The organism is Allobosea sp. 05T439 (assembly GCF_056396005.1).
This window is the reverse complement of record NZ_JBFTKP010000013.1, coordinates 19,037-40,866: the sequence shown is the minus strand read 5'-3', so window position 1 is coordinate 40,866 and position 21,830 is coordinate 19,037. Positions and strand designations below refer to the sequence as shown.

Annotated in this window: 20 protein-coding genes and 1 tRNA gene; 11 read left to right on the top strand and 10 right to left on the bottom strand. The window is 64.9% G+C overall.

Annotated elements, in window-relative coordinates:
* The first annotated feature begins 62 nt into the window (after positions 1-62).
* A complete protein-coding gene (locus tag AC1DIO_RS16750; RefSeq protein WP_476776358.1) occupies positions 63-878 on the top strand; it encodes an enoyl-CoA hydratase in 816 nt (271 codons plus the stop codon).
* A 103-nt stretch (positions 879-981) separates the two neighbouring features.
* Here AC1DIO_RS16750 and AC1DIO_RS16745 read toward each other — a convergent pair whose 3' ends face one another.
* Positions 982-1,413, bottom strand: coding sequence for a hypothetical protein (locus tag AC1DIO_RS16745; RefSeq protein ID WP_441508359.1), 432 nt, complete (start codon positions 1,411-1,413; stop codon positions 982-984).
* A 149-nt stretch (positions 1,414-1,562) separates the two neighbouring features.
* On the opposite strand from AC1DIO_RS16745, the gene AC1DIO_RS16740 reads away from it, so the two are divergent.
* The 3 genes from AC1DIO_RS16740 to AC1DIO_RS16730 all read left to right on the top strand — a co-directional run bounded on the left by AC1DIO_RS16740 (position 1,563) and on the right by AC1DIO_RS16730 (position 4,693).
* Positions 1,563-2,093, top strand: coding sequence for a CoA-binding protein (locus tag AC1DIO_RS16740; RefSeq protein ID WP_476776357.1), 531 nt, complete (start codon positions 1,563-1,565; stop codon positions 2,091-2,093).
* Positions 2,094-2,118: 25 nt separating this feature from the next.
* Positions 2,119-3,348, top strand: a complete 1,230-nt coding sequence (locus AC1DIO_RS16735) for an FAD-dependent oxidoreductase (RefSeq protein ID WP_476776356.1) — start codon at positions 2,119-2,121, stop codon at positions 3,346-3,348.
* 67 nt (positions 3,349-3,415) lie between these two features.
* Positions 3,416-4,693 carry an O-acetylhomoserine aminocarboxypropyltransferase gene (locus AC1DIO_RS16730; RefSeq protein WP_476853716.1) on the top strand — a complete coding sequence of 426 codons (1,278 nt, stop codon included), beginning with the start codon at positions 3,416-3,418 and terminating at the stop codon, positions 4,691-4,693.
* 129 nt (positions 4,694-4,822) lie between these two features.
* On the opposite strand, the gene AC1DIO_RS16725 is transcribed toward AC1DIO_RS16730, so the two are convergent.
* Positions 4,823-5,902, bottom strand: coding sequence for a COX15/CtaA family protein (locus AC1DIO_RS16725; protein ID WP_476770328.1), 1,080 nt, complete (start codon positions 5,900-5,902; stop codon positions 4,823-4,825).
* Between the two features lie 124 nt (positions 5,903-6,026).
* Here AC1DIO_RS16725 and AC1DIO_RS16720 point away from each other — a divergent pair, with 124 nt between their 5' ends.
* Positions 6,027-6,239 (top strand): DUF2842 domain-containing protein, encoded by a 213-nt coding sequence (locus tag AC1DIO_RS16720; protein ID WP_069881058.1) that lies wholly within the window; start codon positions 6,027-6,029, stop codon positions 6,237-6,239.
* Positions 6,240-6,331: 92 nt separating this feature from the next.
* On the opposite strand, the gene AC1DIO_RS16715 is transcribed toward AC1DIO_RS16720, so the two are convergent.
* On the bottom strand, positions 6,332-7,384 hold the full coding sequence (locus tag AC1DIO_RS16715) for a polysaccharide deacetylase family protein (protein WP_476776354.1): 1,053 nt from the start codon (positions 7,382-7,384) through the stop codon (positions 6,332-6,334).
* A 106-nt stretch (positions 7,385-7,490) separates the two neighbouring features.
* Between AC1DIO_RS16715 and AC1DIO_RS16710 the strand changes: the two genes are divergently transcribed.
* Complete coding sequence (locus tag AC1DIO_RS16710; RefSeq protein ID WP_476853715.1) at positions 7,491-8,768, top strand: GNAT family N-acetyltransferase; 1,278 nt, start codon at positions 7,491-7,493, stop codon at positions 8,766-8,768.
* Between the two features lie 112 nt (positions 8,769-8,880).
* Here the strand turns inward: AC1DIO_RS16710 and AC1DIO_RS16705 are convergent, their stop codons facing one another.
* The gene (locus AC1DIO_RS16705; protein ID WP_441508352.1) at positions 8,881-11,055 is read right to left on the bottom strand and encodes a GumC family protein; all 2,175 of its coding nucleotides are present in this window, start codon (positions 11,053-11,055) and stop codon (positions 8,881-8,883) included.
* A 193-nt stretch (positions 11,056-11,248) separates the two neighbouring features.
* On the opposite strand from AC1DIO_RS16705, the gene AC1DIO_RS16700 reads away from it, so the two are divergent.
* On the top strand, positions 11,249-11,809 hold the full coding sequence (locus tag AC1DIO_RS16700; RefSeq protein WP_476853714.1) for a polysaccharide biosynthesis/export family protein: 561 nt from the start codon (positions 11,249-11,251) through the stop codon (positions 11,807-11,809).
* Positions 11,810-11,829: 20 nt separating this feature from the next.
* On the top strand, positions 11,830-12,999 hold the full coding sequence (locus AC1DIO_RS16695) for a glycosyltransferase family 4 protein (protein ID WP_476770324.1): 1,170 nt from the start codon (positions 11,830-11,832) through the stop codon (positions 12,997-12,999).
* Positions 13,000-13,117: 118 nt separating this feature from the next.
* Here the strand turns inward: AC1DIO_RS16695 and mdtI are convergent, their stop codons facing one another.
* Together mdtI and AC1DIO_RS16685 are read right to left on the bottom strand one after the other, a co-directional pair.
* Positions 13,118-13,450 (bottom strand): multidrug/spermidine efflux SMR transporter subunit MdtI, encoded by a 333-nt coding sequence (gene mdtI / locus AC1DIO_RS16690; RefSeq protein ID WP_476776386.1) that lies wholly within the window; start codon positions 13,448-13,450, stop codon positions 13,118-13,120.
* A gap of 2 nt (positions 13,451-13,452) precedes the next feature.
* Positions 13,453-13,809, bottom strand: coding sequence for a DMT family transporter (locus AC1DIO_RS16685; protein WP_069881065.1), 357 nt, complete (start codon positions 13,807-13,809; stop codon positions 13,453-13,455).
* A gap of 530 nt (positions 13,810-14,339) precedes the next feature.
* On the opposite strand from AC1DIO_RS16685, the gene AC1DIO_RS16680 reads away from it, so the two are divergent.
* A complete protein-coding gene (locus AC1DIO_RS16680; protein WP_476853713.1) occupies positions 14,340-15,887 on the top strand; it encodes an undecaprenyl-phosphate glucose phosphotransferase in 1,548 nt (515 codons plus the stop codon).
* Between the two features lie 56 nt (positions 15,888-15,943).
* Positions 15,944-17,149, top strand: a complete 1,206-nt coding sequence (locus AC1DIO_RS16675; RefSeq protein ID WP_476776350.1) for an O-antigen ligase family protein — start codon at positions 15,944-15,946, stop codon at positions 17,147-17,149.
* A 96-nt stretch (positions 17,150-17,245) separates the two neighbouring features.
* Here the strand turns inward: AC1DIO_RS16675 and AC1DIO_RS16670 are convergent, their stop codons facing one another.
* Positions 17,246-18,061, bottom strand: coding sequence for a class I SAM-dependent methyltransferase (locus tag AC1DIO_RS16670; protein WP_441508347.1), 816 nt, complete (start codon positions 18,059-18,061; stop codon positions 17,246-17,248).
* A 338-nt stretch (positions 18,062-18,399) separates the two neighbouring features.
* Here AC1DIO_RS16670 and AC1DIO_RS16665 point away from each other — a divergent pair.
* A tRNA-Pro gene (locus AC1DIO_RS16665) sits at positions 18,400-18,477 on the top strand.
* A gap of 223 nt (positions 18,478-18,700) precedes the next feature.
* Here AC1DIO_RS16665 and AC1DIO_RS16660 read toward each other — a convergent pair.
* Genes AC1DIO_RS16660 through AC1DIO_RS16650 form a run of 3 tightly spaced genes read right to left on the bottom strand, consistent with a single transcriptional unit; the run spans position 18,701 to position 21,805 of the window.
* On the bottom strand, positions 18,701-19,792 hold the full coding sequence (locus tag AC1DIO_RS16660) for a hypothetical protein (RefSeq protein ID WP_476853712.1): 1,092 nt from the start codon (positions 19,790-19,792) through the stop codon (positions 18,701-18,703).
* Complete coding sequence (locus AC1DIO_RS16655; protein ID WP_441508345.1) at positions 19,779-21,557, bottom strand: fatty acyl-AMP ligase; 1,779 nt, start codon at positions 21,555-21,557, stop codon at positions 19,779-19,781. The genes AC1DIO_RS16660 and AC1DIO_RS16655 overlap by 14 nt, the downstream gene beginning before the upstream one ends.
* The gene (locus tag AC1DIO_RS16650; protein WP_441490951.1) at positions 21,554-21,805 is read right to left on the bottom strand and encodes an acyl carrier protein; all 252 of its coding nucleotides are present in this window, start codon (positions 21,803-21,805) and stop codon (positions 21,554-21,556) included. The genes AC1DIO_RS16655 and AC1DIO_RS16650 overlap by 4 nt, the downstream gene beginning before the upstream one ends.
* Between the last annotated feature and the right edge of the window lie 25 nt (positions 21,806-21,830).

Below are 21,830 nucleotides of genomic sequence, written 5' to 3'. Positions count from 1 at the left end.
TCCTCCCCTTGCAGCATGACGGTTGGGCTCCGACAATAGCCACGGATGCGAAAGGCCATGCCATGAATGCCCATATCGAGCCCGGCACCGCCCCGGTCCTGCTGCGCGCAGACCAGGACGGCATCGCGACACTGACGCTGAACCGTCCGCAGGCGCGCAATCCGCTTGGCGAAGCGATGCTGGCCGCGTTGAGCGAGGCTTTCGGGGCCATTGCGGCAGACGATACGGTGCGCGCCGTCGTGCTGACGGCCGCCGGCCCGGTCTTCTCGGCCGGTCACGACCTCAAGGAGATGAGCGCGCATCGCGCCGATCCAGACCGTGGCCGCGCCTATTTCACCGATATCCTTGGCCGCTGCTCGGCCATGATGCAGCAAATCACCGCCCTGCCCCAGCCCGTCATTGCAGCGGTGGAAGGCACGGCGACCGCTGCGGGCTGCCAGCTCGTCGCGACCTGCGATCTCGCCGTCGCCGGCGCGCAGGCGCGGTTCTGCACGCCCGGGGTCCATATCGGGCTGTTCTGCTCGACGCCGATGGTGGCGCTCTCGCGCAACCTCGCGGGGAAGCATGCGCTGGAGATGCTGCTGCTGGGCGAGATGGTCCCGGCCGAGGAGGCGGCCCGGATGGGGCTGGTCAACCGGGTCGTTCCGGCGGGCGTAGCGCTTGCGGAGGCCTTGCGACTGGCGGGCGTGATCGCATCGAAATCGACTGCCACGGTGAAGGTCGGCAAGCGCGCCTTCTACCAGCAGCGCGAGATGGGCCTCGCCGCAGCCTATGATCACGCATCGGCGGTCATGGTCGAGAACATGCTCGCCCGCGACGCCGAGGAAGGGATCGGCGCCTTCATGGGGAAACGCCAGCCGGTCTGGAACGGCAACTAGCGGCTCAGGAGCCTCAGTCGGGCCCTCTCCATCAAGCCGGAATCAGCGCCGCACGCGGCGACAACCGTGACACGCCGCGTGCAGCTATCCATCAGGCGCCTGTTCACAGGATCGCGGGGAAGTGCTCCGGCATCTCGGTTTGCAGGTGCTCCTTGGTCTCTTCTTCCGGCTGCGGCACGGCTGGCAACTGCAAAACGGTCGCCTTTTGTCCCGTAGACAGGTTCGTCAGCAGAATGACCTGCCCGTCGGGCAGCTCGAGCGCATCGTGATGCGCATAGGGCTTGTCGAGATCGATCTGACGGAAGCGGGCCATCGTCGCTGCCATCTTGCGATGCGGCAGGAAGCCGACCACCCTATCGCACTCGATCTCGCTCGCGAACGCCAGCTCCGTGCCGGGCAGCACGCAGACCGCAACCTCCGGCTGTGCCGAGGTGCAGAACCCGCGCGTGCTCGAATTCGGGAAGCTGGTGGTCGTCAGTTCGTCGCCCACTTTGGCGGGAGTGGACATCACATTGTGCAGGCTATAGTCGCACATGGTAGACCCTCCTTTCATGACGGAACAACCGGGGTTGTTCGCCCTGTGTTCCATTGAATCAGATAAGAGTGGCAAAGCTGTGGTTCAGCCCCTCGGCGCCAAAATGCTGGGGCATGATCGCCGCGTATTTCTCGTGAGGATTCAGCACCTTGAATCATGAGGCCTATGAAGATGCGCTAATCCGCCGCATCCTGCGCGAGGTGAAAACCATCGCCCTGGTCGGCGCCTCGGCCAACGAGGCGCGGCCGAGCTGGATCGTCACCAAGTATCTGCTCGATCGCGGCTATGACGTCATCCCCGTCAATCCCGGCCTTGCCGGCCAGACGCTGCTCGGCAAGACGGTCTACGGTGCGTTGAAGGAGATTCCGGTTCCCGTCGACATGGTCGAGATCTTCCGCAATTCGGAAGCCGCCGGGCCGATCACGGACGAGGCTTTGGCGCTCTCGCCCCTGCCGAAAGTGATCTGGATGCAGCTGTCCGTCCGCAATGACGCGGCCGCCGCTCGCGCCGAGGCCAAGGGCCTTACCGTGATCATGAACCGCTGCCCGAAGATCGAGTATGGCCGGCTCTCCGGCGAGATCGGCTGGCAGGGCATCAACTCGCGCATCATCTCGAACAAGAAGCCGCAACTGGCCGGCAAGGGCTTCCAGAAATTGTCGATCGACCGGCCCGGGACCTGACCAGGCCATCCCCAGGAGAACGGCGATGCGCGAGGAAACGACCACTTGCTGCATCGCCGGAGGCGGCCCCGCCGGGATGATGCTCGGTTTCCTGCTCGCGCGAGCCGGAATCGAAGTCACCGTGCTGGAGAAGCACGCCGATTTCCTGCGGGATTTCCGCGGCGACACGATCCACCCTTCGACACTCGAGCTGATGCATGAACTCGGATTGCTCGAGGCCTTCCTGAAGCTGCCGCACAGCAAGGAAGACCATATCGTCGCCCGCTTCGGAGACGACGAGATCACGCTCGCCGATTTCAGCCATTTGCCGGTCAAGGCTCCCTATGTCGCCTTCATGCCGCAATGGGATTTTCTCGATTTCCTGGCGGAACGGGGACGCGAGCAGCCCTCCTTCCATCTGCGGATGCAGACGAAGGCCGAGGGACTGATCAAGCAGAACGGGCGTGTGGCCGGCGTCGCGGCCATGGCGCCCGACGGCCCGCTTTCGATCAGGGCCGATCTCGTGGTTGCGGCCGACGGGCGCAGCTCCGATCTGCGCGCGGCGTCTGGCCTCCCGGTGAAAGTGCTCGGCGCGCCGATGGACGTGCTCTGGTTCCGGCTGTCGCGCAGCAAGAGTGATCGCAACCAGACATTCGGCCAGGTCGCGGGCGGCCGGTTCTTCATCATGCTCAATCGCGGCGACTACTGGCAATGCGCCTTCATCATCCCCAAGGGTTCGCTGGAATCCTTGCAGGTCCGGGGCATGCGGGCCTTCCGGGACGGTGTCGTCGCGCTCTCGCCCTTTCTCAAGGACCGGATAGCGGAGCTGCGCAGCTGGGACGACATCAAGCTGCTCTCGGTCGCGGTCGATCGCCTGACGCGCTGGTGGAAGCCCGGCCTGCTCTGCATCGGCGACGCTGCGCATGCGATGTCCCCGATCGGCGGTGTTGGGATCAATCTGGCGGTGCAGGATGCCGTCGCAACGGCCAACCTGCTGGCAGCGCCGCTCCGCGAGAGGCGGCTGACGGATACCGCGCTCGCAGCCGTGCAGCATCGCCGTGAATTCCCGGCAAAACTCACCCAATCCATGCAGATCGCCATCCAGAACCGGGTGATCACGCCGCTGCTCGCCAGCCGCGGACCGGTGGCGCCGCCGCTGCCGCTGCGCCTCCTGCAGCGCTTCCCGCTGCTGCGCCGCCTGCCGGCACGGCTGATCGGCCTGGGGATCAGGCCGGAGCATATCGGCCCCGCTCTCAGGCCCGTCCGGCCGAATTGACGCCGCACAGAGCGTTCGTTAAATCGAACGGGACCGTTTCACGATCAGAATTTGCAGGGAGCACGCCATGTCAGACCGCTCACCGGGTTTCCATACGCTCGCCATTCATGCCGGTGCAGCGCCTGATGCAGCCACCGGCGCGCGCGCCACGCCGATCTACCAGACGACATCCTTCGTCTTCGACGATGTCGACCACGCCGCATCGCTGTTCGGCCTGCAGGCTTTCGGCAACATCTATACGCGGATCGGCAACCCGACCAACGCGGTGCTCGAGGAGCGCGTCGCCGCGCTCGAGGGCGGCACTGCGGCGCTCGCCGTCGCATCCGGCCACGCCGCCGAGTTCCTCTGCTTCCACGCCCTGCTGCAGCCGGGCGACGAGTTCGTCGCCGCGCGCAAGCTCTATGGCGGCTCGATCAACCAGTTCAACCATTCCTACAAGAATTTCGGCTGGAATGTGATCTGGGCCGATTCCGACGATCTTGAGAGCTTCGCCGCCGCGGTGACCCCGCGCACCAAGGCGATCTTCATCGAGTCGATCGCCAATCCGGGCGGGGTGATCGTCGACATTGCCGGCGTCGCGGCCATCGCCAAGAAGCACAACATTCCGCTCATCGTCGACAACACGATKGCGAGCCCCTACCTGATCCGCCCGTTCGAGCACGGCGCCGACATCATCGTGCATTCCGCCACCAAGTTCCTGGGCGGGCACGGCAACTCGATCGGCGGCCTGATCGTCGATGGCGGCTCGTTCAACTGGGTGGGCGACGAGCGCTACCCGATGCTGTCCAAGCCGCGGCCGGAATATAACGGCATGGTGCTTGGCGAGACCTTCGGCAATTTTGCCTTCGCCATTGCGACCCGCGTGCTCGGCCTGCGCGACATGGGCCCGGCGCTCTCGCCCTTCAATGCCTTCATGATCCTGACGGGCATCGAGACCCTGCCGCTGCGCATGCAGCGCCACTGCGAGAGCGCACTCGCCGTCGCAAAGCACCTCTCGACGCATCCGGCGGTGGAATGGGTCAGCTATCCCGGCCTGGACGGCGATAAGTATCACGACCTCGCCAAGCGCTACTCGCCGAAGGGAGCGGGCGCGGTCTTCACCATCGGCCTGAAGGGCGGCTACGATGCGGGTGTCAAGCTGGTCTCGAACCTGCAGCTGTTCTCGCATCTCGCCAATATCGGCGATACGCGCTCGCTGGTGATCCACCCCGCCTCGACGACGCATCGCCAGCTCTCGGACGCACAGAAGACCGCGTCGGGCGCCGGACCGGAGGTCGTGCGCCTCTCGATCGGGCTCGAGGACGTGGCCGACCTGATCGGCGATCTCGATCAGGCGCTGATCTAGCATCCGGCAGCGCTCCGACGGGGCGTCCCCCCGGAAAAAATGCAGACCCGGGATCCCTCCATGAACCATTCCGGCCGGGATCCCGGGTCTCTTTCCTTTGCCGCTCGGAGCGACAGTGTTCCGGTGGCGTCAGGCCCGGACTGGATGCGCGGTGCCAGCCCCGCTCCGCGTGACATGTACGACTGTCATCGCCAGCACCATGAAGGCGAGCGCCTGATGGGCGAGCCCCGCCCAGAGCGGGACCACCAGAAGCAGCGTAACGACGCCGAGCGCGGCCTGTGTCAGGGTGAGGCCGGCAATCGCCGTTGCGCGCTTGGCACTGCCTGACCCAGGCGCTGCGCGGCGCATCGCAACGGCATGCCAGAGCGCGGCCGCCAGCAGCAGATAGGCGCCGATGCGGTGGTTGAACTGCACCAGGGCGACGTTATCGACAAAGTTCTCCCAGAGCGGCGTCTGCGCAAACAGCGTCGACGAAGCCGGAGCCAGCCCCCCATCCATCAGCGGCCAGGTGTTGAAGGTGAAGCCCGCACGGGAGCCGGCGACGAGGCCGCCTAGCGCGATCTGAGCGAAGGTGAGCACCAGCAACACCCAGGCGGCCAGGCGGCCCCTCGCCTGCTCGACCCGCCGCAGCGGGGTCAGCCAGGTGGCGAACGCGACAACGGCGGCGAAGAACAGGCCGGCGAAGGTGAGATGAAGCGTCAGCTTGACCGGGGCGACCGCGATCATGCCTGGCTGGAGCCCCGACGCGACCATGATCCAGCCGATCGTACCCTGCAGGCCAAGCAGCAGCCCCATGCCGAACAGCACGGCACTCTGGCGCCAAGGCAGGAGCCGGCGGAGGGCGACGACAAGGAAGCCGACGAGATAGACCAGGCCGATGAAGCGGCCGAGCTGACGGTGCCCCCACTCCCACCAGAAGATGAATTTGAATTCCGACAACGCCATGCCGGCATTGAGCAGCTGGTATTGCGGGCTCGCGCGGTACTTCTCGAATTCCAGCGCCCAGGCGGCGTCGGAGAGCGGCGGGATCGCGCCGGTGACCGGTCGCCATTCGGTGATCGAGAGGCCTGAGCCGGTCAGGCGGGTCGCGCCGCCGACCACGACCATCGCGAAGACGAGTGCCGCGACGATCCAGAGCCAGCGGCGGATGCCTGCGTGGTTGGCGGAGCTGACAGCGCCGCCACGCGGCTGATCGAGAGCAATCGTCACGGGATGGGGACCTCGGGTCGCAAATGTCGCGCTTCACAAGCGTCGTTGGGGGTGACAGATAGACCCGCGCGAAGACGCGAACAACGCCCGCAATGCCGCAGCCGCGCCGGCATGGAGACGAGAGATGACCCAGAGCCACCGCAAGCTGATCGGCACCGTGGTGATCCTGATCTTCGTCTGCGTCTATGCGCTGGTCGCCATGGCACTGGCGCAGGGGCGGATCACGGACGCGCCCAAGCTGGTGCAGACCATCGCCTATATCGCGCTCGGCCTCGCCTGGGTGCTGCCCCTGCTGCCGCTGATCAAGTGGATGGAGCGGAAGGACGGGCCACGCTGAGATCGGCCTGAAATGCGCATTGCGGCTTTCGGAAAAGCCGTTGCAAACATGGAAGTCTGGATCATCGGACGGGATATCCGGTCCGATGGGATCTAGGCGACATTCAGCCGCCGCCCCTTGTTCCAGAGCAGGAACGGCAGCCCCGACAGCAGCGCCCGCAGCGCTGCCTCGCTCTGGTGATAGCCGTTCAGCGAGACACGCGGCAGCGCATGCAGATGCCGCTCATGCCGATCGAAGAGATGGCCCGGCCGCGTGGTGACCGCGCTGGTGAAGCCAGCCGCCCTGGCCAGGGCGAATTCACGTTTGCCGGCGGAGCCCGGATCGCCGACGGGATAGGCGAAATGGCGCATGGGCAGGCCGAGCTCCTGCTCGAGCCGTGCCTTGCTCTCGACGATCTCGGCTCGGGCAAAATCCTCGGGATGCTTGGCCAGCATCGGGTGGCTCAGCGTATGCGCTCCAATGGTCACGCCGGGCGCGCCGGCGAGCGAGCGCAGTGTCTCCCAGGGCAGGCATTCGCGCTCGACCAGGGCTGCGCTATCGATGCCGGCCTGACGTGCAAGATCGGAAATCGTTGACAGCAGAATCGCTTCCGGCCCTTTGCGCAGACGCCAGTAGAGCGTCTCGAAGGTCAGCTGCTTCTCGCGATCAGATTCGGTGCGGGCCGAGAACCCGCCATCCGGCAAGTCCAGGGTGAAGCGCGGCAGAGCCCGGATCGCCTCCTCCATTTCCAGCCACCAGAGCCGCGCGGTGCGCTCGGCAAAGCCCGTCGTCACGAACAATGTCCAGGGCACGCCATGCTTGGCCAGGACCGGCCAGGCATGATCGAGATTGTCGCGATAGCCGTCGTCGAAGGTCAGCGCCACGAAGAAGCGCTGGGAGAGCGGGCTCTGCAGTCGCGCCACCGCTTCATCGAGCGAGACGATGTCATAGCCCTGAGCCTTGATCAGTGTCAGCGTCTGGTCGAGGAATTCAGGCGTGATCTCCAGCAGACGATTGGGGGCGAAGCCCCGCTCGCGCCAGGGCCGGACATGATGCAGGGTCAGAATCATGCCCGCGCCCTGAGCGAGGTCCTTCGCCCATCGGTCGGCGCCGGTCAGCGCAATCGCCTTGAATGCGGCGGAAAAGGCTTGGTGTCGCAGGCTCATCCGGCTCCGGGCAGCAACCGCTCGCTAATATTGTTCGCCGATGCTTCGGCTGGTCGAAGCCAACCTGGCAGGTTCGTTCACAATAGCGGGTTAAGGACAGCGAGGAATGCCGCCACCCGAGGGTCCAGAGACGATGTCTGCACTTGCCGAACGCGCCGGAACTCCGGCCTCGGCCCTGAACCTGACAGCGATCAGGAGCAGGGGGGAGCGCGCGCGCCCCTGGCACAGCATCACGATCAGCAGCGACCCTGCCGCCCTGGAAGCCGAGTGGCGCAGCCTGGAAGCGGCAGCTCTGGTGACGCCCTACCAGGCCTATGGCTGGATCAGGCCCTTCGTCGAGACGGTCGGGGCAGCCCACGGTACGGAGTTCCGATATGCCGCGCTGCGCGACGCGGCCGGGCGCACCCAGGCCATCCTGCCGCTGGCGCTGACACGGCGCAACGGCGTTCGCTTCGGCGAATTCATCGGCGGCAAGCACGCCAATTATCATATGGGGCTCTATGCCCCGGCCTTCGCTGTCGCCCTCGATACGGCCGGCGCGCGAGCCCTGCTTGTCGAGATCGGCACGGCCATTGGAGATCTCGACGCCTTCATCTTCGTCAACCAGCCGAAGGACTGGCAAGGCGTTCCCAACCCGCTCGCGCAGCTTGCGGCAGGGCCGAGTCCGAGCGGAGCCTACAAGCTCGCGCTGGAGGGACGAGACTGCGAAGGCTCGCTGCGGCGCTCGATGAGCTCGCATGCCCGCAAGAAGCTGAAGAACAAGCGCAACCGCTTCGCCGGCTTCGGCAGCTCAGTCCTGCTCAAGGCCGAAACCCAGGAGGATATCGAGCGGGTCGTTTCCGCTTTCCTGAGCCAGAAGGCGGCGCGGTTTGCCAGCATGGGCGTTCCAAACCCCTTCGCGGAGCCCGCCCTGGGTGACTTCCTGCGCCAGGGAGCAAGCCCTGACCGCACTGACACGCCCGTTCTCGAGCTCTACTCGCTCGATCTCGATGGCCGCTGTGTCGCAACCTATGTCGGCGCCGTGCAGGGCCAGCGTTTCTCAGGCATGGCCACATCCTTCGACATGGACGGCGACCTCGCCAAGTCGAGCCCTGGCGAGATCCTGCTGGTCGACTTGATCAAGCTGAAATGTCGTGCCGGAATCGAGGTCTTCGACCTCGGCGTCGGCGAAGCCCGCTACAAGACGACGGTATGCGACGACCGGGACGAACTCGTCGACACCTTCCTGCCGTTGACGCCGAAGGGGCATGCCTTTGTCCTGTTCAGCCGGGCCAAACGTGCCGCGAAGCGCAGGATCAAGAGCTCTCCAGTGGCACTGAAGCTCGCACAACGCGCCTCGGGCTGGCTGAACCGGAACCGAACACTCGCCACTGACGACGACTGAGCGGCAACGCCTCTCGCAAAATCAGATGCGCAAGGTCTGCGCATCTCGCAGGAGGTGCAGGGCCACGGGGCCCTGACGATCCCGGCCGCCCCCGGCCGGGATAAGCTTCGGCTCAGGCCATCGCCGCATCATGCTCGCGGACGGAAAATGGCACGCCCGCCGTCTCCTCGAGCTTGTCCACGACGAGAGAAACCGGCGCCGTCGTCAAATCGGCGAGCCGATAGGCGGCCTCCATGGCGTGCCCGTTGCCGATGCTGCCCGCCATGACGAAGACACCTTGCGCACGTCCGACCAGCGGTGCGAGCACGGCGCTCTCATCGCCCGAAGTCGCCGAGACCAAGACCCAGTCATAGGTCTCGCAGAGCGCATCGAGCGCCACCTCGACGATATCAGGCGCGGCCAGAACCGCCCTGCGCCCTGCGCGTCCAGCGCTGATGCGATGCAGCCGCGAGCCCGGTTCGCGCATGATGATCTCGGAGAACTGGGCCTCGCCGGCAAGAAGCTCGGAGAACCCCAGCTCATCCAGTTCGTCATCGTCGCTGGCAAGGTCGACCAGCACGCAACGGGAGTGGCGGGACAGCAGTTCCGCGAGATCCCGTGCCGACATCGCTTCGGGACCGGCCCCGTCGAGCAGCACGGCCAGCGGCGCCATCTCGGCGGGAGGCGCCGCAATTCGCTCGGAAAGCGCCGTAAGAGCCCCTTCGGGATCGGCCGCGGCCAGGGGAACCCGGCCCACTCGGCCGGTATGGGTCAGCAGCCCCGCAACGCGCTCGCGGCGCTCGTCTCCGTCGGACGGATGTTGCGCGGCCCCAGCCCCGCCGCCGCCGACCCAGCCCGGCGCACGCCGCGGGCCATTGGAGCCGGGCGATGACCCCGCAGTGCCGTTGAGGAGCTCACGCGAGACCACCATGGCGAGCGCGACGAGGAAGGTCGCGAGCGTCGCAACGAGGATGATCGGGATCTTCTTCGGGAAGGACGGCTCGGTGGGTTCGACGGCGCGCGAAATGATGCGTGCATCGGCCGGGCTGGCGTTCTGGGTGTCGCGCGCCACGGCCTCGCGATAGCGCTGCATATATTGCTCGAGCTGATCGCGCAGGGTGCGTGCCTCGCGCTCCAGCGCTCGCAGCTGCACTTCCTTGTCGTTGGCGCTCGAGACATTCTTCTTCTGCCCCTCGAGGGCGGCCGTGAAGCTGTCGACGCGCTGGCCGGAGATGCGTGCCTCGTTCTCCAGGGTGCGAACCGTGCGCTCGGCGGCCGCGCGGATCTGGCCCTCCAGATCGGCGAGCTGGGCGCTGAGTTCCTTGATGCGCGGGTGCCCGGGCAGGAGCGAGCGCGATTCCAGCGCGATCTGGGCGCGCAGATTGACGCGCTGCTCGATCAGACGGCGGACCAGTTCATTGTTGGCAACGTCCGGAATCTCGAAGGTCCGCCCGCTCTTCATCGCATCGCGAATGACGCTGGCCTTGGCCTGGGCCTCGGCCTGTTGACTGCGGGCATTGGAGAGCTGGGTGGAGAGGTCCGCCAATTGCTGTGCGGTGATGGTGGTGTTGTTCGTTCCGACGAGCAGTCCGTTGCGCGAGCGGAAGTCCTCGACCTTGCCCTCCGCCTCGGCGACGCGCTTGCGCAGCGGCTCGATCGTGGTTGAGAGCCAGGACGAAGCGCTGCGCGCGGTGTCCTGCTTCGCCGCCTCCAGCATCTCGAGATAGATATTGGCGATCTCGTTGGCTCCGCGCGCCGCCAGCGCCGGATCGCGCGACGTGAACTCGATCGCGACGATGCGGGACCGGCCGACCGGGAAGACCAGCAGGCGGTCGTAGAATTGATCGAGCACGCGTTCTTCGGGCGAGCGATCGGCCGGATGCGCGCCCAGCCCGACCAGCACGCCAAGCCGCTTCAGCGCACTCAGCGCGCCGGCGCCCGAATCGAATTCGGGATTGCCGACGAGGCCGATGCGCTTGATCGCCTCGCGAGCGAGGTCACGCGACATGATGACCTGGACCTGGCTCTGCACGCCCTCGCTGTCGAATTGCTGGCTTGTGGCTTCGGCCCCGCCCTGCCCCGGACGGGTATAGAAGCTGTCCCGATTCTCGAGCAGGAGCCGCGCCTCGCCCGTGTAGCGCGGCGTGACCAGATTGACGGCGACGAAGGAGAGGCCGAGCGCCAGCACTGTGGGGCCGAGCACCCAGAGCTTGCGCCGCTTGATGGCGGCCCAGAGCGCGGAAAGATCGAGCATGTCGCCGCGGCTCTCGCCGGCATCCCGCATTCCGTCATCGGATCGAGAGGTCATGACTCACCCATTCACGCAAAACTCGCGCGCCCAGCACAGGACGCAGGGTCAATCAAAGCTGATTAAGGTTATTGGCGAGTTAAGAGGTGGCGGCATCTCCAGCGAGGGGGGGCAGCGAGGGAGGTCGTGCTCAACTTTTGTTAACCATAGCCACCCTAACGTGACGGCAGAATTTGGATGGACTGAATATGCGATGAGTCGATCACTCGCCCCACTGGCCCTGGCGGTCGCACTAGCGACGAGCGCCTGCGCGCCGCGCTATGCAGCGCAGGAACTCGCGATCGTCGACGTCAATGTGCCCTATCGGCTCGCCAGCGGCKACCGGCTGCGCGTCATCGTCTTCGGTCAGGACAATCTGTCGAACATCTACGCCGTCGACGGTTCCGGGCGCATCTCGATGCCGCTGATCGGCCCCGTCGAGGCCCAGGGACGCACGACCCGGCAACTCGAGCAGGCGATCGAAGGCAAGCTACGCGGCGGTTTTTTGCGCGAACCCAAGGTTTCGGTCGAGGTCGATACCTACCGCCCGTTCTTCGTCCTGGGCGAAGTCACCAACTCCGGCCAGTTCCCCTTCGTGAATGGCATGACGGTGCAGACCGCGGTCGCCATTGCAGGCGGCTTCACCCCGCGCGGCCAGCGCAACTATGCCGAGGTCACGCGCCAGATCGACGGCCAGCTCGTCACCGGGACGGTGCCGATCACCTACCAGGTGCAGCCGGGCGACACGATCGTCATCAAGGAACGCTGGTTCTGAGCGCAAACGAGGTGACGGCCATGGCGGACGCCCCCGGCATGAAGCCGCTGCGCATCCTGCACGTCTTTCGGGCGCCGCTCGGCGGATTGTTTCGCCATGTCCTCGATCTGGCTCGCGGGCAAGTGGAGCGCGGGCATCAGGTCGGCATCTTCTGCGATTCGAATACCGGCGGTGTGCGTGCCGACCAGGTTTTCGCCGAGTTTGGCCCGGACCTCGCGCTTGGCGTCACGCGCGTGCCGATGTCGCGCTACCCGAGCCTCATGGACTGCAGGGCGCAACTGGCGGCCAACGCGACGCGGGCGCGCCTTTCCCCTGATGTCGTGCACGCCCATGGCTCGAAGGGCGGCGTCTATGCGCGCCTGCCTGCGCTGGTTTCACCGCAGCGGCGCTATATCACGGCCTATACGCCGCATGGCGGCAGCTTCAACTACAAGCCCGGCGGCGCCGAGCATCGCATCTATATGTCGGTCGAACGGCTGCTGGAGCGTGCGACGGACATGTTCTGCTTCGAGAGCGCCTTCATCGCAGGGCGGTTCGAAGCCTATATCGGCCACAAGCCGCGCAGCGATTACCGGATCGTCCTGAATGGTATTTCGGAAGCCGAGTTCGAGCCGATCGACCATGCCAAGGCAAGGTTCGACCTCGTCTATCTCGGGGAGCTGCGCTCCGCGAAGGGGGTCGATACGCTGATCGATGCGCTCGCCTTGCTGAAGCGCCGCGACAGCCTCGAGCCGCGCATCCTGATCGTGGGGGCGGGCCCCGACGAGGCCGTGCTGCGGCAGATGACGTTCGACCGCGGCATCGGCAGTCAATGCGTGTTCGAGCCGCCCGGCCCGATTCGCGCCGCGCTGGCCCAGGCCCATGTCATGGTGATCCCGTCGCGGGCGGAATCGCTGCCCTATGTCATCCTTGAAGCGGCGGCAGCAGCCCAGCCGCTGATTTCGACGAATGTCGGCGGCATCAAGGAAATCTATGGCCCGGATCACGCGCATCGCCTGATACCGGCCGATGACCCGGCAATCTTGGCTGGGAGCATTCGTGCGACCCTGGCCATGCCCGAACCCGAACGACGCGCACAGGCGATCGATCTGGCACAACATGTCCGCCAGAACTTCTGCCTCAACGCGATGATCGACGGCGTACTGGCAGCATACCGCGTCGCGCTGGTGCGACGCGGTATCGACGCGTGATGAAACACTGTCGCGTTAGATCGCCGGACAGGAAATCGTATCCAGTCCGGTGACCTAACCCTTTGTGTTTGCATCGGCTTTGTCCCGAAAACCGCATTCCACTTTTCGGGCCGATGTTTTAGAGGAACTTCAGGCCGACGACGCCTGCGATGACCAGCGCGATGCCGACCCAGCCGGACAGATAGATCCGCTGCCCGAAGGCAAGGGCTCCAACGATGGCCGTGATCACCAGCCCCGCTCCGCCCCAGACCGCGTAGGCGACCGAAAGGTCCATGCCGCGTATGGCCTGTGCCAGGGCCGCGAAGGCGCCGACGACGAGGACCATCCCGACGGCACCGAGCAATCGCCGCGTCATGCCGTCGGAGAGCTTGAGCAGATAGGTACCGAGGACTTCGAGTATGACCGCAAGCCCAAGCCAGGCAAAGGCAAGCGACTGCGGCTGAAGAAGCATGGTCACGCCAGCCTCCCCTGCTTACCCTCCTCGACACCGTGCCCGACACCGCGCTCGAGCAGCACGATACCGGCGATGATGGCCGCAAGCGCCAGCAGGCGCTCAGGCGTCAGATGCTCGCCGAAGAGAAGATGGCCCGCGGCGGCGATGCCGACGATGCCGAGCCCCTCCCAGACGGCATAGGCAACCGCCATGGGGATGACACGCAGCGCCACGCTGAGCAGCGCGAAGGACAATCCGATCAGAACGAGCGGTAGAGCCGTGATGAGCCACGGCTCAGCGACGACCGACTTCAACGCGGCCGTCGCGACAATCTCGACAGCAATCGCTGCGAGCAGAACCAACCAATGAAAAGACATGATGCACACGGGCGAAGCCGGCGCTTACCGTCGGGAAGCGACGTTAGGCAGCTAAGCAAAGTTAGAGTTTTTACGAACGAGTTTCGAAGACCAAGCCCTGGCAGATTGAACTGCTGGGGCTGCACAGCGACTTGCCCAATTGCCTGAATTGGCAACCGCGGGCATCGCTCAGAAATGTTCTTCTCAGACACTCATCGCGAATGGATATGCCCGTTTTAATGCTTTTTGTCAACCAACATCAACTTTATGGGCCAGAAACGACTGCTTTTCGATGCAAAATCGGAAAAAATGGGAGTGAGCTAATTCCTTGGCCGGACGAGAGAAAATCAACTTTCTTTGCATCGGGTTTGAGACGCCGCTTGCAKGGGGATAAACTGGACCGTTCGCGATGGTCCGGAATGCCGTAGAGTCTCCTTGCTGGCCACAAGACAGCGAAGCATCGGATTAAGCCTTCCGAGAGCATTTTGAGCTAATCGCAAGCCGGGACCGGGAGGTGAGTATTGCTCCGGTCTGAGTAGAGGTAGCGTGTGATGGGCACTTTCGATGTGCGTGACCTGATCCAGGCCGACGCGGCCGGAGCATCAGATCCAGCCGGGGGGAGCAAGACGGGTTCGACCCGCGCTTTCCATCCCCTGGCCGAACGCATCGCGGCGATGCCGGTCAAGCCGACACTCTCCCCGGTCCTGATCGAAGGCCTGGTGCGCCTGTTCGACGTTCTGGCCATCGTCAGCGTGGCAGGGCTGGTCTACTGGTTCTATGTCGCGGGCACCACCAGCAGCACCCTTCTCTATCAGATCACCGTTCTCCTGGTGAGCGTCGGCGCACTCGCCGCCTTCCAGGCGCTGCATCTCTACCATATAGGCGCTTTGCGCCATTTCGTCCCGACGGCTGCCCGGCTCGTCGCGGGCTGGACCATGCTGTTCCTGATCGCACTCGCCGCCTTCTTCTTCATGAAGGTCGGAAGCCAGTTTTCCCGGGTCTGGCTGGCTGGCTTCTATGGCGGCGGTCTCGCAGCCCTGCTCGGCGAGCGCCTTCTCGTGACGATGGCCGTGCGCCGGCTGACACGCACGGGACGGCTCGAGCGGCGCACGGCCATCGTCGGCGGCGGCGCTGCGGGCGAAGCGTTGATCAAGGCGCTCGAAGCGGAAAAGGACTCCGGACTGCAGATTTGCGGCGTCTTCGACGATCGCAACGACGATCGCTCGCCCGATCTCGTCGCCGGCTATCCAAAGCTCGGCACGATCGACGACCTTGTCGAGTTCGCCCGCCGCACCAAGCTCGACCTGGTGATCTTCACCCTGCCGATCTCGGCGGAGGGACGCATCCTGCAGATGCTGCGCAAGCTCTGGGTTCTGCCGATCGACATCCGTCTCTCCGCCCATATGTCGAAGCTGCGGCTACGACCGCGCTCCTATTCCTATATCGGCGCGGTGCCGGTGCTCGATGTGTTCGACCGGMCGATCGCGGACTGGGACATCGTGGTGAAATGGCTGTTMGACAAGATCGTCGGCACCCTTGCCCTGATCGCCCTCTCGCCGGTTCTTCTGATCACGGCGATCGCGGTGAAGCTCGACTCGAAGGGGCCGGTCCTGTTCCGGCAGAAGCGCTACGGCTTCAACAACGAACAGATCGAAGTCTTCAAGTTCCGCTCGCTCTATCACGAGATGCAGGATGTTACCGCCAGCAAGCTGGTGACCAAGGATGATCCGCGCGTCACCCGCGTCGGCCGTTTCATCCGCAAGACTTCGATCGACGAGTTGCCGCAGCTCTTCAACGTGGTGTTCAAGGGCAATCTCTCGCTGGTCGGCCCCCGCCCGCATGTCGTCCACGGCAAGGCCGACAGCCGCGCCTATGAGCAGGTGGTCGACGGCTATTTCGCCCGCCACAGGGTCAAGCCGGGCATCACCGGCTGGGCTCAGATCCATGGCTGGCGCGGGGAGACCGACACCGAGGACAAGATCCAGCGCCGCGTCGAGCACGACCTGTACTACATCGAAAACTGGTCCGTGATGCTCGATCTCTACATTCTGTACAAGACGCCGATCTCGCTGCTGACCAAGTCCGAGAACGCCTATTGAGCGCGCTCGCCGACCGCGCGGGAGATGAAGGCGGCCGTCGCGGCCTGAGGGTGTCCTTGGCCTCGATCAAGCGAGGCACGCTCTGGCTGCTGACCGCCTCCAGCGGCTTCGCGCTGATCGAGCCGTCACCCTATGAATTCTTCTTCCTGCTCACGCTGTTCGTCTTCGCGCTGACAGGCATCCGCTTCTCGCAAAAGCTGCTGCCGATGGTCGTTCTGCTGCTACTCTACAATATCGGCGGCATCTTCTCGCTAATTCCGTGGATGGACGAGCCGGCCTCCGTGCGCTTCACAGCCGTCTCGGTCTACCTGATGATCACTGCGATCTTCTTCGCGGCCATCATGGCGGAGGACCCGCTCGGCCGGCTGGAAACCCTGCGCAAGGGCTATCTCTTCGCCGCCTGGTGCGCGAGCTTTGCCGGCATCCTCGGCTATTTCGACATCGCCGGCCTTTCCGACGTCTTCTCCTATGCCGGCCGCGCCTCCGGCACGTTCAAGGATCCCAATGTGCTGGGGCCCTTCCTCGTGGTGCCTATCGTCTACGCGCTGCAGCATATCCTGATTGGGCGCCTGGGCCTGATACGCGGCTTCCTGGTGATGAGCGTGCCGCTGATGGCCGTGCTGCTGGCCTTCTCGCGCGGGGCCTGGGGCAATCTGGCCGGCTCGGCCCTGATGATGGTCGGGCTGATGTTCCTGACTGCACCCAACGCTGCGCGCCGCGCCCGGATCGTGATGCTCACCCTCACTGCGCTTGGGGGCATCCTTGTCGCATTGCTGATCGCGCTCTCGTTCGAGAGCATCCGCGACATCTTCGAGATTCGCGCCAGCCTCAACCAGAGCTACGACCAGGGCGTAACCGGCCGATTCGGCAGCCAGCTGCGCTCGCTCCCGCTCCTCCTCGATGCGCCCAACGGGCTTGGCCCGTTGCGCTTCCGTTGGCATTTCCCGGAAGATCCGCACAACGTCTACATCAATGCGTTCGCCTCCTATGGCTGGCTCGGCGGCATCGCCTATCTCGGCTTGATGGTCACCACCTGCTATGTCGGCTGGCGTCTCGTCTTCAACCGCTCGCCCTGGCAGAACCACGCGATCGTGCTGTGGTCGGTGCTGTTCATCACCATCCTGCAGGGTGTCCAGATCGACACKGACCACTGGCGGCACTTCTACCTGCTGCTCGGGCTGGTCTGGGGCCTGGCAGCGCTCAAGCCGGGCAACGCTGCCGGTCAACTCCCGCGCGGACGATTGCCCGCTGGTCGGGCATAGGTCATCGGACTGGATATCGTCTCCGGTTCTCTGACCTGCCCTTCTGTGTCCGCATCGGCTTCCCCAAGACCGCAATCCATTTTTCAGGTCGGTGTCCTAGACCGGCGCCTTGCGGACCAGCACGTAGTCGTAGGTCGTCACCAGGTCCCAGCCCGTTTTCGCAGCCAGCAGGTTGAAGGCGTGGTCGATCTCCCGCAGCCCCGGCAAGCGCTCGAAATAGCCATGCCCCCAGAAGCGCTGGACGTGAACATCGCGGAATCCGGCCCGGTTGAGCATCGGCGTCAGCTGCGCGCGGCTGCCGCGGCACCAGTCGTAATGGGCCGGGAATTTTGGATCGCTGCCGTCCTGCCGACGTGCCGGAAACAGCGCGTGCAAGATGGCGCGCGAGGCGGCCTCCGGCAGGATGTGGTTCAGCGCGAAGACCGGCGCCCAGAGCGTCGGGAAGAAGGCCAGCGCCATTCCGCCTGGCGCCAGCAGCGCATGGATGTTCGTCCAGGCCCGCTCGACATCCCGGATATGCTCGAAGACCATGCGCGAGACCATCAGGTCGTAGCCGCCGCATTCGACATCAGGTTCGGACAGATCGCCAGCAATGTCGAAACGCGCCGTCCGCAGGCCGGGCGCCGACAAGGCCAACTCGTTCGCGTCGATATCATTGACGACGAGGTCCAGACCATGGCTGGCGGCTTCGGCGGCGGAGAACAGCGGGTCGCGGCCACCACCGATCTCGCAGATCCGCCTCAAGCCGAACTGTCGGGTCAGGGCGAGAATCGTCCGCTCGTAGTTCTTCCAGGCCCAGCGCGAATGCCAATCGGGCTGCAGCTCGGCGAAGAAGGTTTCGAGAGCGCGGTCCTGATTCCGTGTCGCCCTTGCGGCTGTTCCCTTCGCACCCAACGCAATCGTCGCGGTCATGCCACTCTCCACCGATCATCCGGGAGGGAGGATGTGGACGAACGGCTCTCTCCGCAATGTTTTGCTTAACATGCAGTTAATGCCGACGGTTTCGAAGCCGGAAGGCTATCGCTCAAGGGTATGCGTCCAGCCGGCTCCTGCCATGGAGCCMCTTGGCGCTTGTTCCCGGTGCACGCCGAAAGCGCAGGTGGACGTGGTTCTTTCGCGCCCCGAACCAAGGCTTGGCGCGAGATATGGCAGCGCGGCATGGCGGCGATGCAGCGCTTCTGAAAAACCCTGCGGAGAGTATGCCGAAGCGCGTTGCATCCGCGCGCCCACCCCTCTATAAGCCGCCCTGTCGGAGCGTAGCGCAGCCCGGTTAGCGCACTTGTCTGGGGGACAAGGGGTCGGAGGTTCGAATCCTCTCGCTCCGACCATAAAACCTCATGGAACCATTGAGTTGGCGAACGGCATTAAGATGCCGCGGCGCCGTATCTGCTCGGGCACATTCGGGCTACACCAGCGCGATTCTGGCATTTCCAGCACGTGGGCCAAGCGTCAGTTGCGGCTCGCGAGGGAACTGCCGAGCTCTGACGCTATGCTGTTCTGATCTGGAAATTGATCGAGCGCGGCGGGAAGAGAATCAAGCGGCGGCGCACTTCAGCGCCGCGCATCGACCTTTGAAGCGACGGCGCCCTCCGCTCCCCTCAACCGGCCGAATCGTTCCCAGTTGGGCGGCATCGGCTCGCCGAAAATGCGGGCCAGCATCATGCGGCCGACCTCAGCGGAATAGTGAGCCTGGTCGCCCATCCAATAGTTCGGATCGTCCGAGAGCCAGTCGGCGCCCGTGAAGTCCCAGAGCGGCGTGACACGCGCAACCTGATCAAGCGCTTGCGCGAGATCCTTCGGCAAATAGCGGCTCTCGACGGCACGGTGGAGCGGGCTGACGGCCACAATGAGCCTGGTGCCGTTCTGTCGAGACAGCGTGGCGATACGCTGCAGGATCTGCAGCTGGTCTGCGAAATACGCGCGCTGCGCGAACGGCCTGTTGTAGTCGCTTCCGGCCTGCGAGCCACGCCCGGCCAAGCTGCTCAACGATGCCAAACGGACGAATGCCAGTTTCACCTTGTCGACGACCGAAGGGCTCTTGCGATCCCTCTCCTCGATCGCGGCGCGGGCCTCGCGCAGGATACGCTGCCAGCTCCGGACCTGCATGGCCGTCAGATTGCGCCACCAGAAATACACGCCGCTTTCGCCGCTCAGGGCCTGAGGCAGCAAGGTCTCGATGTAGCGGTTTGTCGCCGGGGGATCTCCGAAGGTATCGATATCGAGGAGCAGGAACACCGTGCGCAAGTGCTGCCCTCGTTTCGCCTTGTCGGCGAGGACGTATTCGAGCGCGGGCAGGAAGTCCGGCAGCATGCCGCGTGTGGCCCAGAAACTGGCGAAATTCACCCCGTCCAAGCGGCGGGACAGCTCCGCTGGCGCAGTGGCCTGGGCGCGAGAGGAGCCGAACAGCACGCCCTCGAAACTGTCCGGCGCAGCGTCATAGGCCGCGAGATTACGGTAGTGGTAATTGAGGTTGGGCGTACGCGGAAGGACGTTTGTGCCGAACACGCCCTGCGGATCGATCACGACATTCGCGACGACCACGCTGGCAAAGAACGCCGCAGCGCCCAGGATAAGGGCCAGCGCATAGGTCCGAGGGTTCATCCCGGACGCAGCGGAAACCGGCTGCTTCTTACGCCAGAGCATCGGGCAAACCTGGCTGGAGTTCGGCAAGGCGTCCGTCGAGGAAAAGGCTGCGGGCAAGGCCGCGCTGGATCTTGCCGCTCGTCGTCTTCGGCAGGTTGCCGGGGCGGATCAGTACGACATCCTGGATGGCAAGCTCGTGCTCGGTGGCGATCGCCTCGCGGATCGTGTCCTCGATGTCATCGATGGAGACGTGGCGCATCTGCGTCCGCTCGATTTCCTGCACCACGACAAGACGGCCCTCGCCATCCTCGTCCAGGATCGAGAAGGCGGCGCCGCCATGCCTCCGCAAGGCCGGGTGGCTCGCCTGAACGGTGTCCTCGAGGTCCTGCGGATAATGGTTGATGCCGCGAATGATGATCACGTCCTTGATGCGCCCGGTGATGAAGAGCTCGCCGGTGTCATCGAGGAACCCGAGATCGCCGGTACGAAGCCAGCGCTCCGCCGCTTCCCCTTCGATCCGCGGCCAGAAGGTCGCGGCGGTGGCCTTGGCGTTTTGCCAATAGCCCTGGGTGACATTCGGACCGGAAATCCAGATCTCGCCGGCATGACCGGTTTGAAGGCGTCGGCATGTCTCCGGATCGACGATCGCGAGCCTTTCGCCGACGAGGGCCTTGCCGCAGCCTGCGACGAACTGCGCGTCGTCTTCGCTCGTCGGCGCGGCCGCGCGAAGGCGTTGCAGCGCCTCCCGGCTTATCCGACGTTTTACGAGCCCCCGCCCCCGTCCGCCGCCGGAGGCGAGAAGCGTCGCCTCCGCGAGCCCGTAGGCCGGCGAACATGCGTCCGGCGCGAAGCCATAGGGCGCGAAKGTCTCGGTGAAGCGCTCCATCGTTTCCGCGCGCACCGGCTCGGCGCCGTTGAGCGCAATTTTCCAGTGGGACAGATCGATCCCCGCCATCTGGTCGGGGCGGAAGCGATCGACGCAGAGATCGAAGGCAAAGTTCGGCGCCGTCGCGAACTCGGCGCGGTAGTCGCTGATCGCGCGCAGCCAGTTCAGGGGGCGCTGCATAAAGCTGACGGGGGCCATGAGTACGCAAAGCGAGCCGATATAGAGCGTCTGCAGCACGTTCAGGATGAGCCCCATGTCGTGATAGAGCGGCACCCAGCTCACATAGGTCGTCGCGCGGGTGTTGCCGTATACGAGCCGGATCATCTCGCTATTGGCGAGAAGGTTGCCATGGCTCACCATCACGCCCTTGGGATCCGACGTCGAGCCCGAGGTATATTGCAGGAAAGCCAGGTCCTGCAGGCCGGGCTCCGGGAACATGCTTCCCGCCGGCGCCTGGGCCTCCTTCGTGGCGTCGACGGCCATGAAATCGAGCGTGGGGGCCTGGAGACGCTCCGAGAGGTCGCCGCGTGTCGCCTGCAGTGCCGGACTCGTCAATGCGATACGCGGCGTGCAGTCGGCGACGATGCTGGCGCTCGAATTGCGCGCGCCCAGGCGCCGTGGCGGCATCATCGGTACAGCGATCGTGCCGGCAATCAGGCAGCCGAAGAAGGCGACGAGGAAATCGAGCCCAGGCGGGAACATCAGGAGCGCGCGCTCTCCGGAGAGACCGCGCCCTACCAGCTCCGCCGCAAGCGCACGGGCGCGGCGCTCGAGCTCCGAGAAGGTGAGCGATGCCTCCTCGCCGCCGCGATCCGACAGGAAGGCATAGGCGCGCTCGTTCGGCTGCTCCGCGGCGCGCGCACGCAGCAGCTCGACCATCGAGCTGTAGCCGGCCTCGAGGACCGCCGGGCTCTCCTGAATTGTCGGAATCTGGTTCAATCCTGCGCTCCCGCGAGGTGACGGGCAAGCGCTGCGATGCTGGGGTATTCGAAGGCCAGTTCAGGGGCGAGTTCGCGCCCAAGCCATTCCTCGAGCTCGGCCACCAGGTAAACCGCCATCGCGGAATCGACGCCCAGGCGCGTGAACTTGGCCTGCGGATCGATCTTTTCCGCAGGACGTCGCAGCCCCTTGGCGAGATGCGCGACGCACCACGCGGTGATTTCGGCTTCGCCCTTGTCCGTTGCCATCAAACGCTACGCTCCCAGACTGATC

What these genes read in the sequence shown, in the direction of transcription:
- AC1DIO_RS16685 (WP_069881065.1), bottom strand. Translation starts at nt 13,809, where the DNA reads ATGTCTTTTCATTGGTTGGTTCTGCTCGCAGCGATTGCTGTCGAGATT.
- AC1DIO_RS16710 (WP_476853715.1), top strand. Translation starts at nt 7,491, where the DNA reads ATGCCGCCACCCGAGGGTCCAGAGACGATGTCTGCACTTGCCGAACGC.
- AC1DIO_RS16745 (WP_441508359.1), bottom strand. Translation starts at nt 1,413, where the DNA reads ATGTGCGACTATAGCCTGCACAATGTGATGTCCACTCCCGCCAAAGTG.
- AC1DIO_RS16720 (WP_069881058.1), top strand. Translation starts at nt 6,027, where the DNA reads ATGACCCAGAGCCACCGCAAGCTGATCGGCACCGTGGTGATCCTGATC.
- AC1DIO_RS16695 (WP_476770324.1), top strand. Translation starts at nt 11,830, where the DNA reads ATGGCGGACGCCCCCGGCATGAAGCCGCTGCGCATCCTGCACGTCTTT.
- AC1DIO_RS16735 (WP_476776356.1), top strand. Translation starts at nt 2,119, where the DNA reads ATGCGCGAGGAAACGACCACTTGCTGCATCGCCGGAGGCGGCCCCGCC.
- AC1DIO_RS16705 (WP_441508352.1), bottom strand. Translation starts at nt 11,055, where the DNA reads ATGACCTCTCGATCCGATGACGGAATGCGGGATGCCGGCGAGAGCCGC.
- AC1DIO_RS16650 (WP_441490951.1), bottom strand. Translation starts at nt 21,805, where the DNA reads ATGGCAACGGACAAGGGCGAAGCCGAAATCACCGCGTGGTGCGTCGCG.
- AC1DIO_RS16660 (WP_476853712.1), bottom strand. Translation starts at nt 19,792, where the DNA reads ATGCTCTGGCGTAAGAAGCAGCCGGTTTCCGCTGCGTCCGGGATGAAC.
- AC1DIO_RS16670 (WP_441508347.1), bottom strand. Translation starts at nt 18,061, where the DNA reads ATGACCGCGACGATTGCGTTGGGTGCGAAGGGAACAGCCGCAAGGGCG.
- AC1DIO_RS16750 (WP_476776358.1), top strand. Translation starts at nt 63, where the DNA reads ATGAATGCCCATATCGAGCCCGGCACCGCCCCGGTCCTGCTGCGCGCA.
- mdtI (WP_476776386.1), bottom strand. Translation starts at nt 13,450, where the DNA reads ATGCTTCTTCAGCCGCAGTCGCTTGCCTTTGCCTGGCTTGGGCTTGCG.
- AC1DIO_RS16715 (WP_476776354.1), bottom strand. Translation starts at nt 7,384, where the DNA reads ATGAGCCTGCGACACCAAGCCTTTTCCGCCGCATTCAAGGCGATTGCG.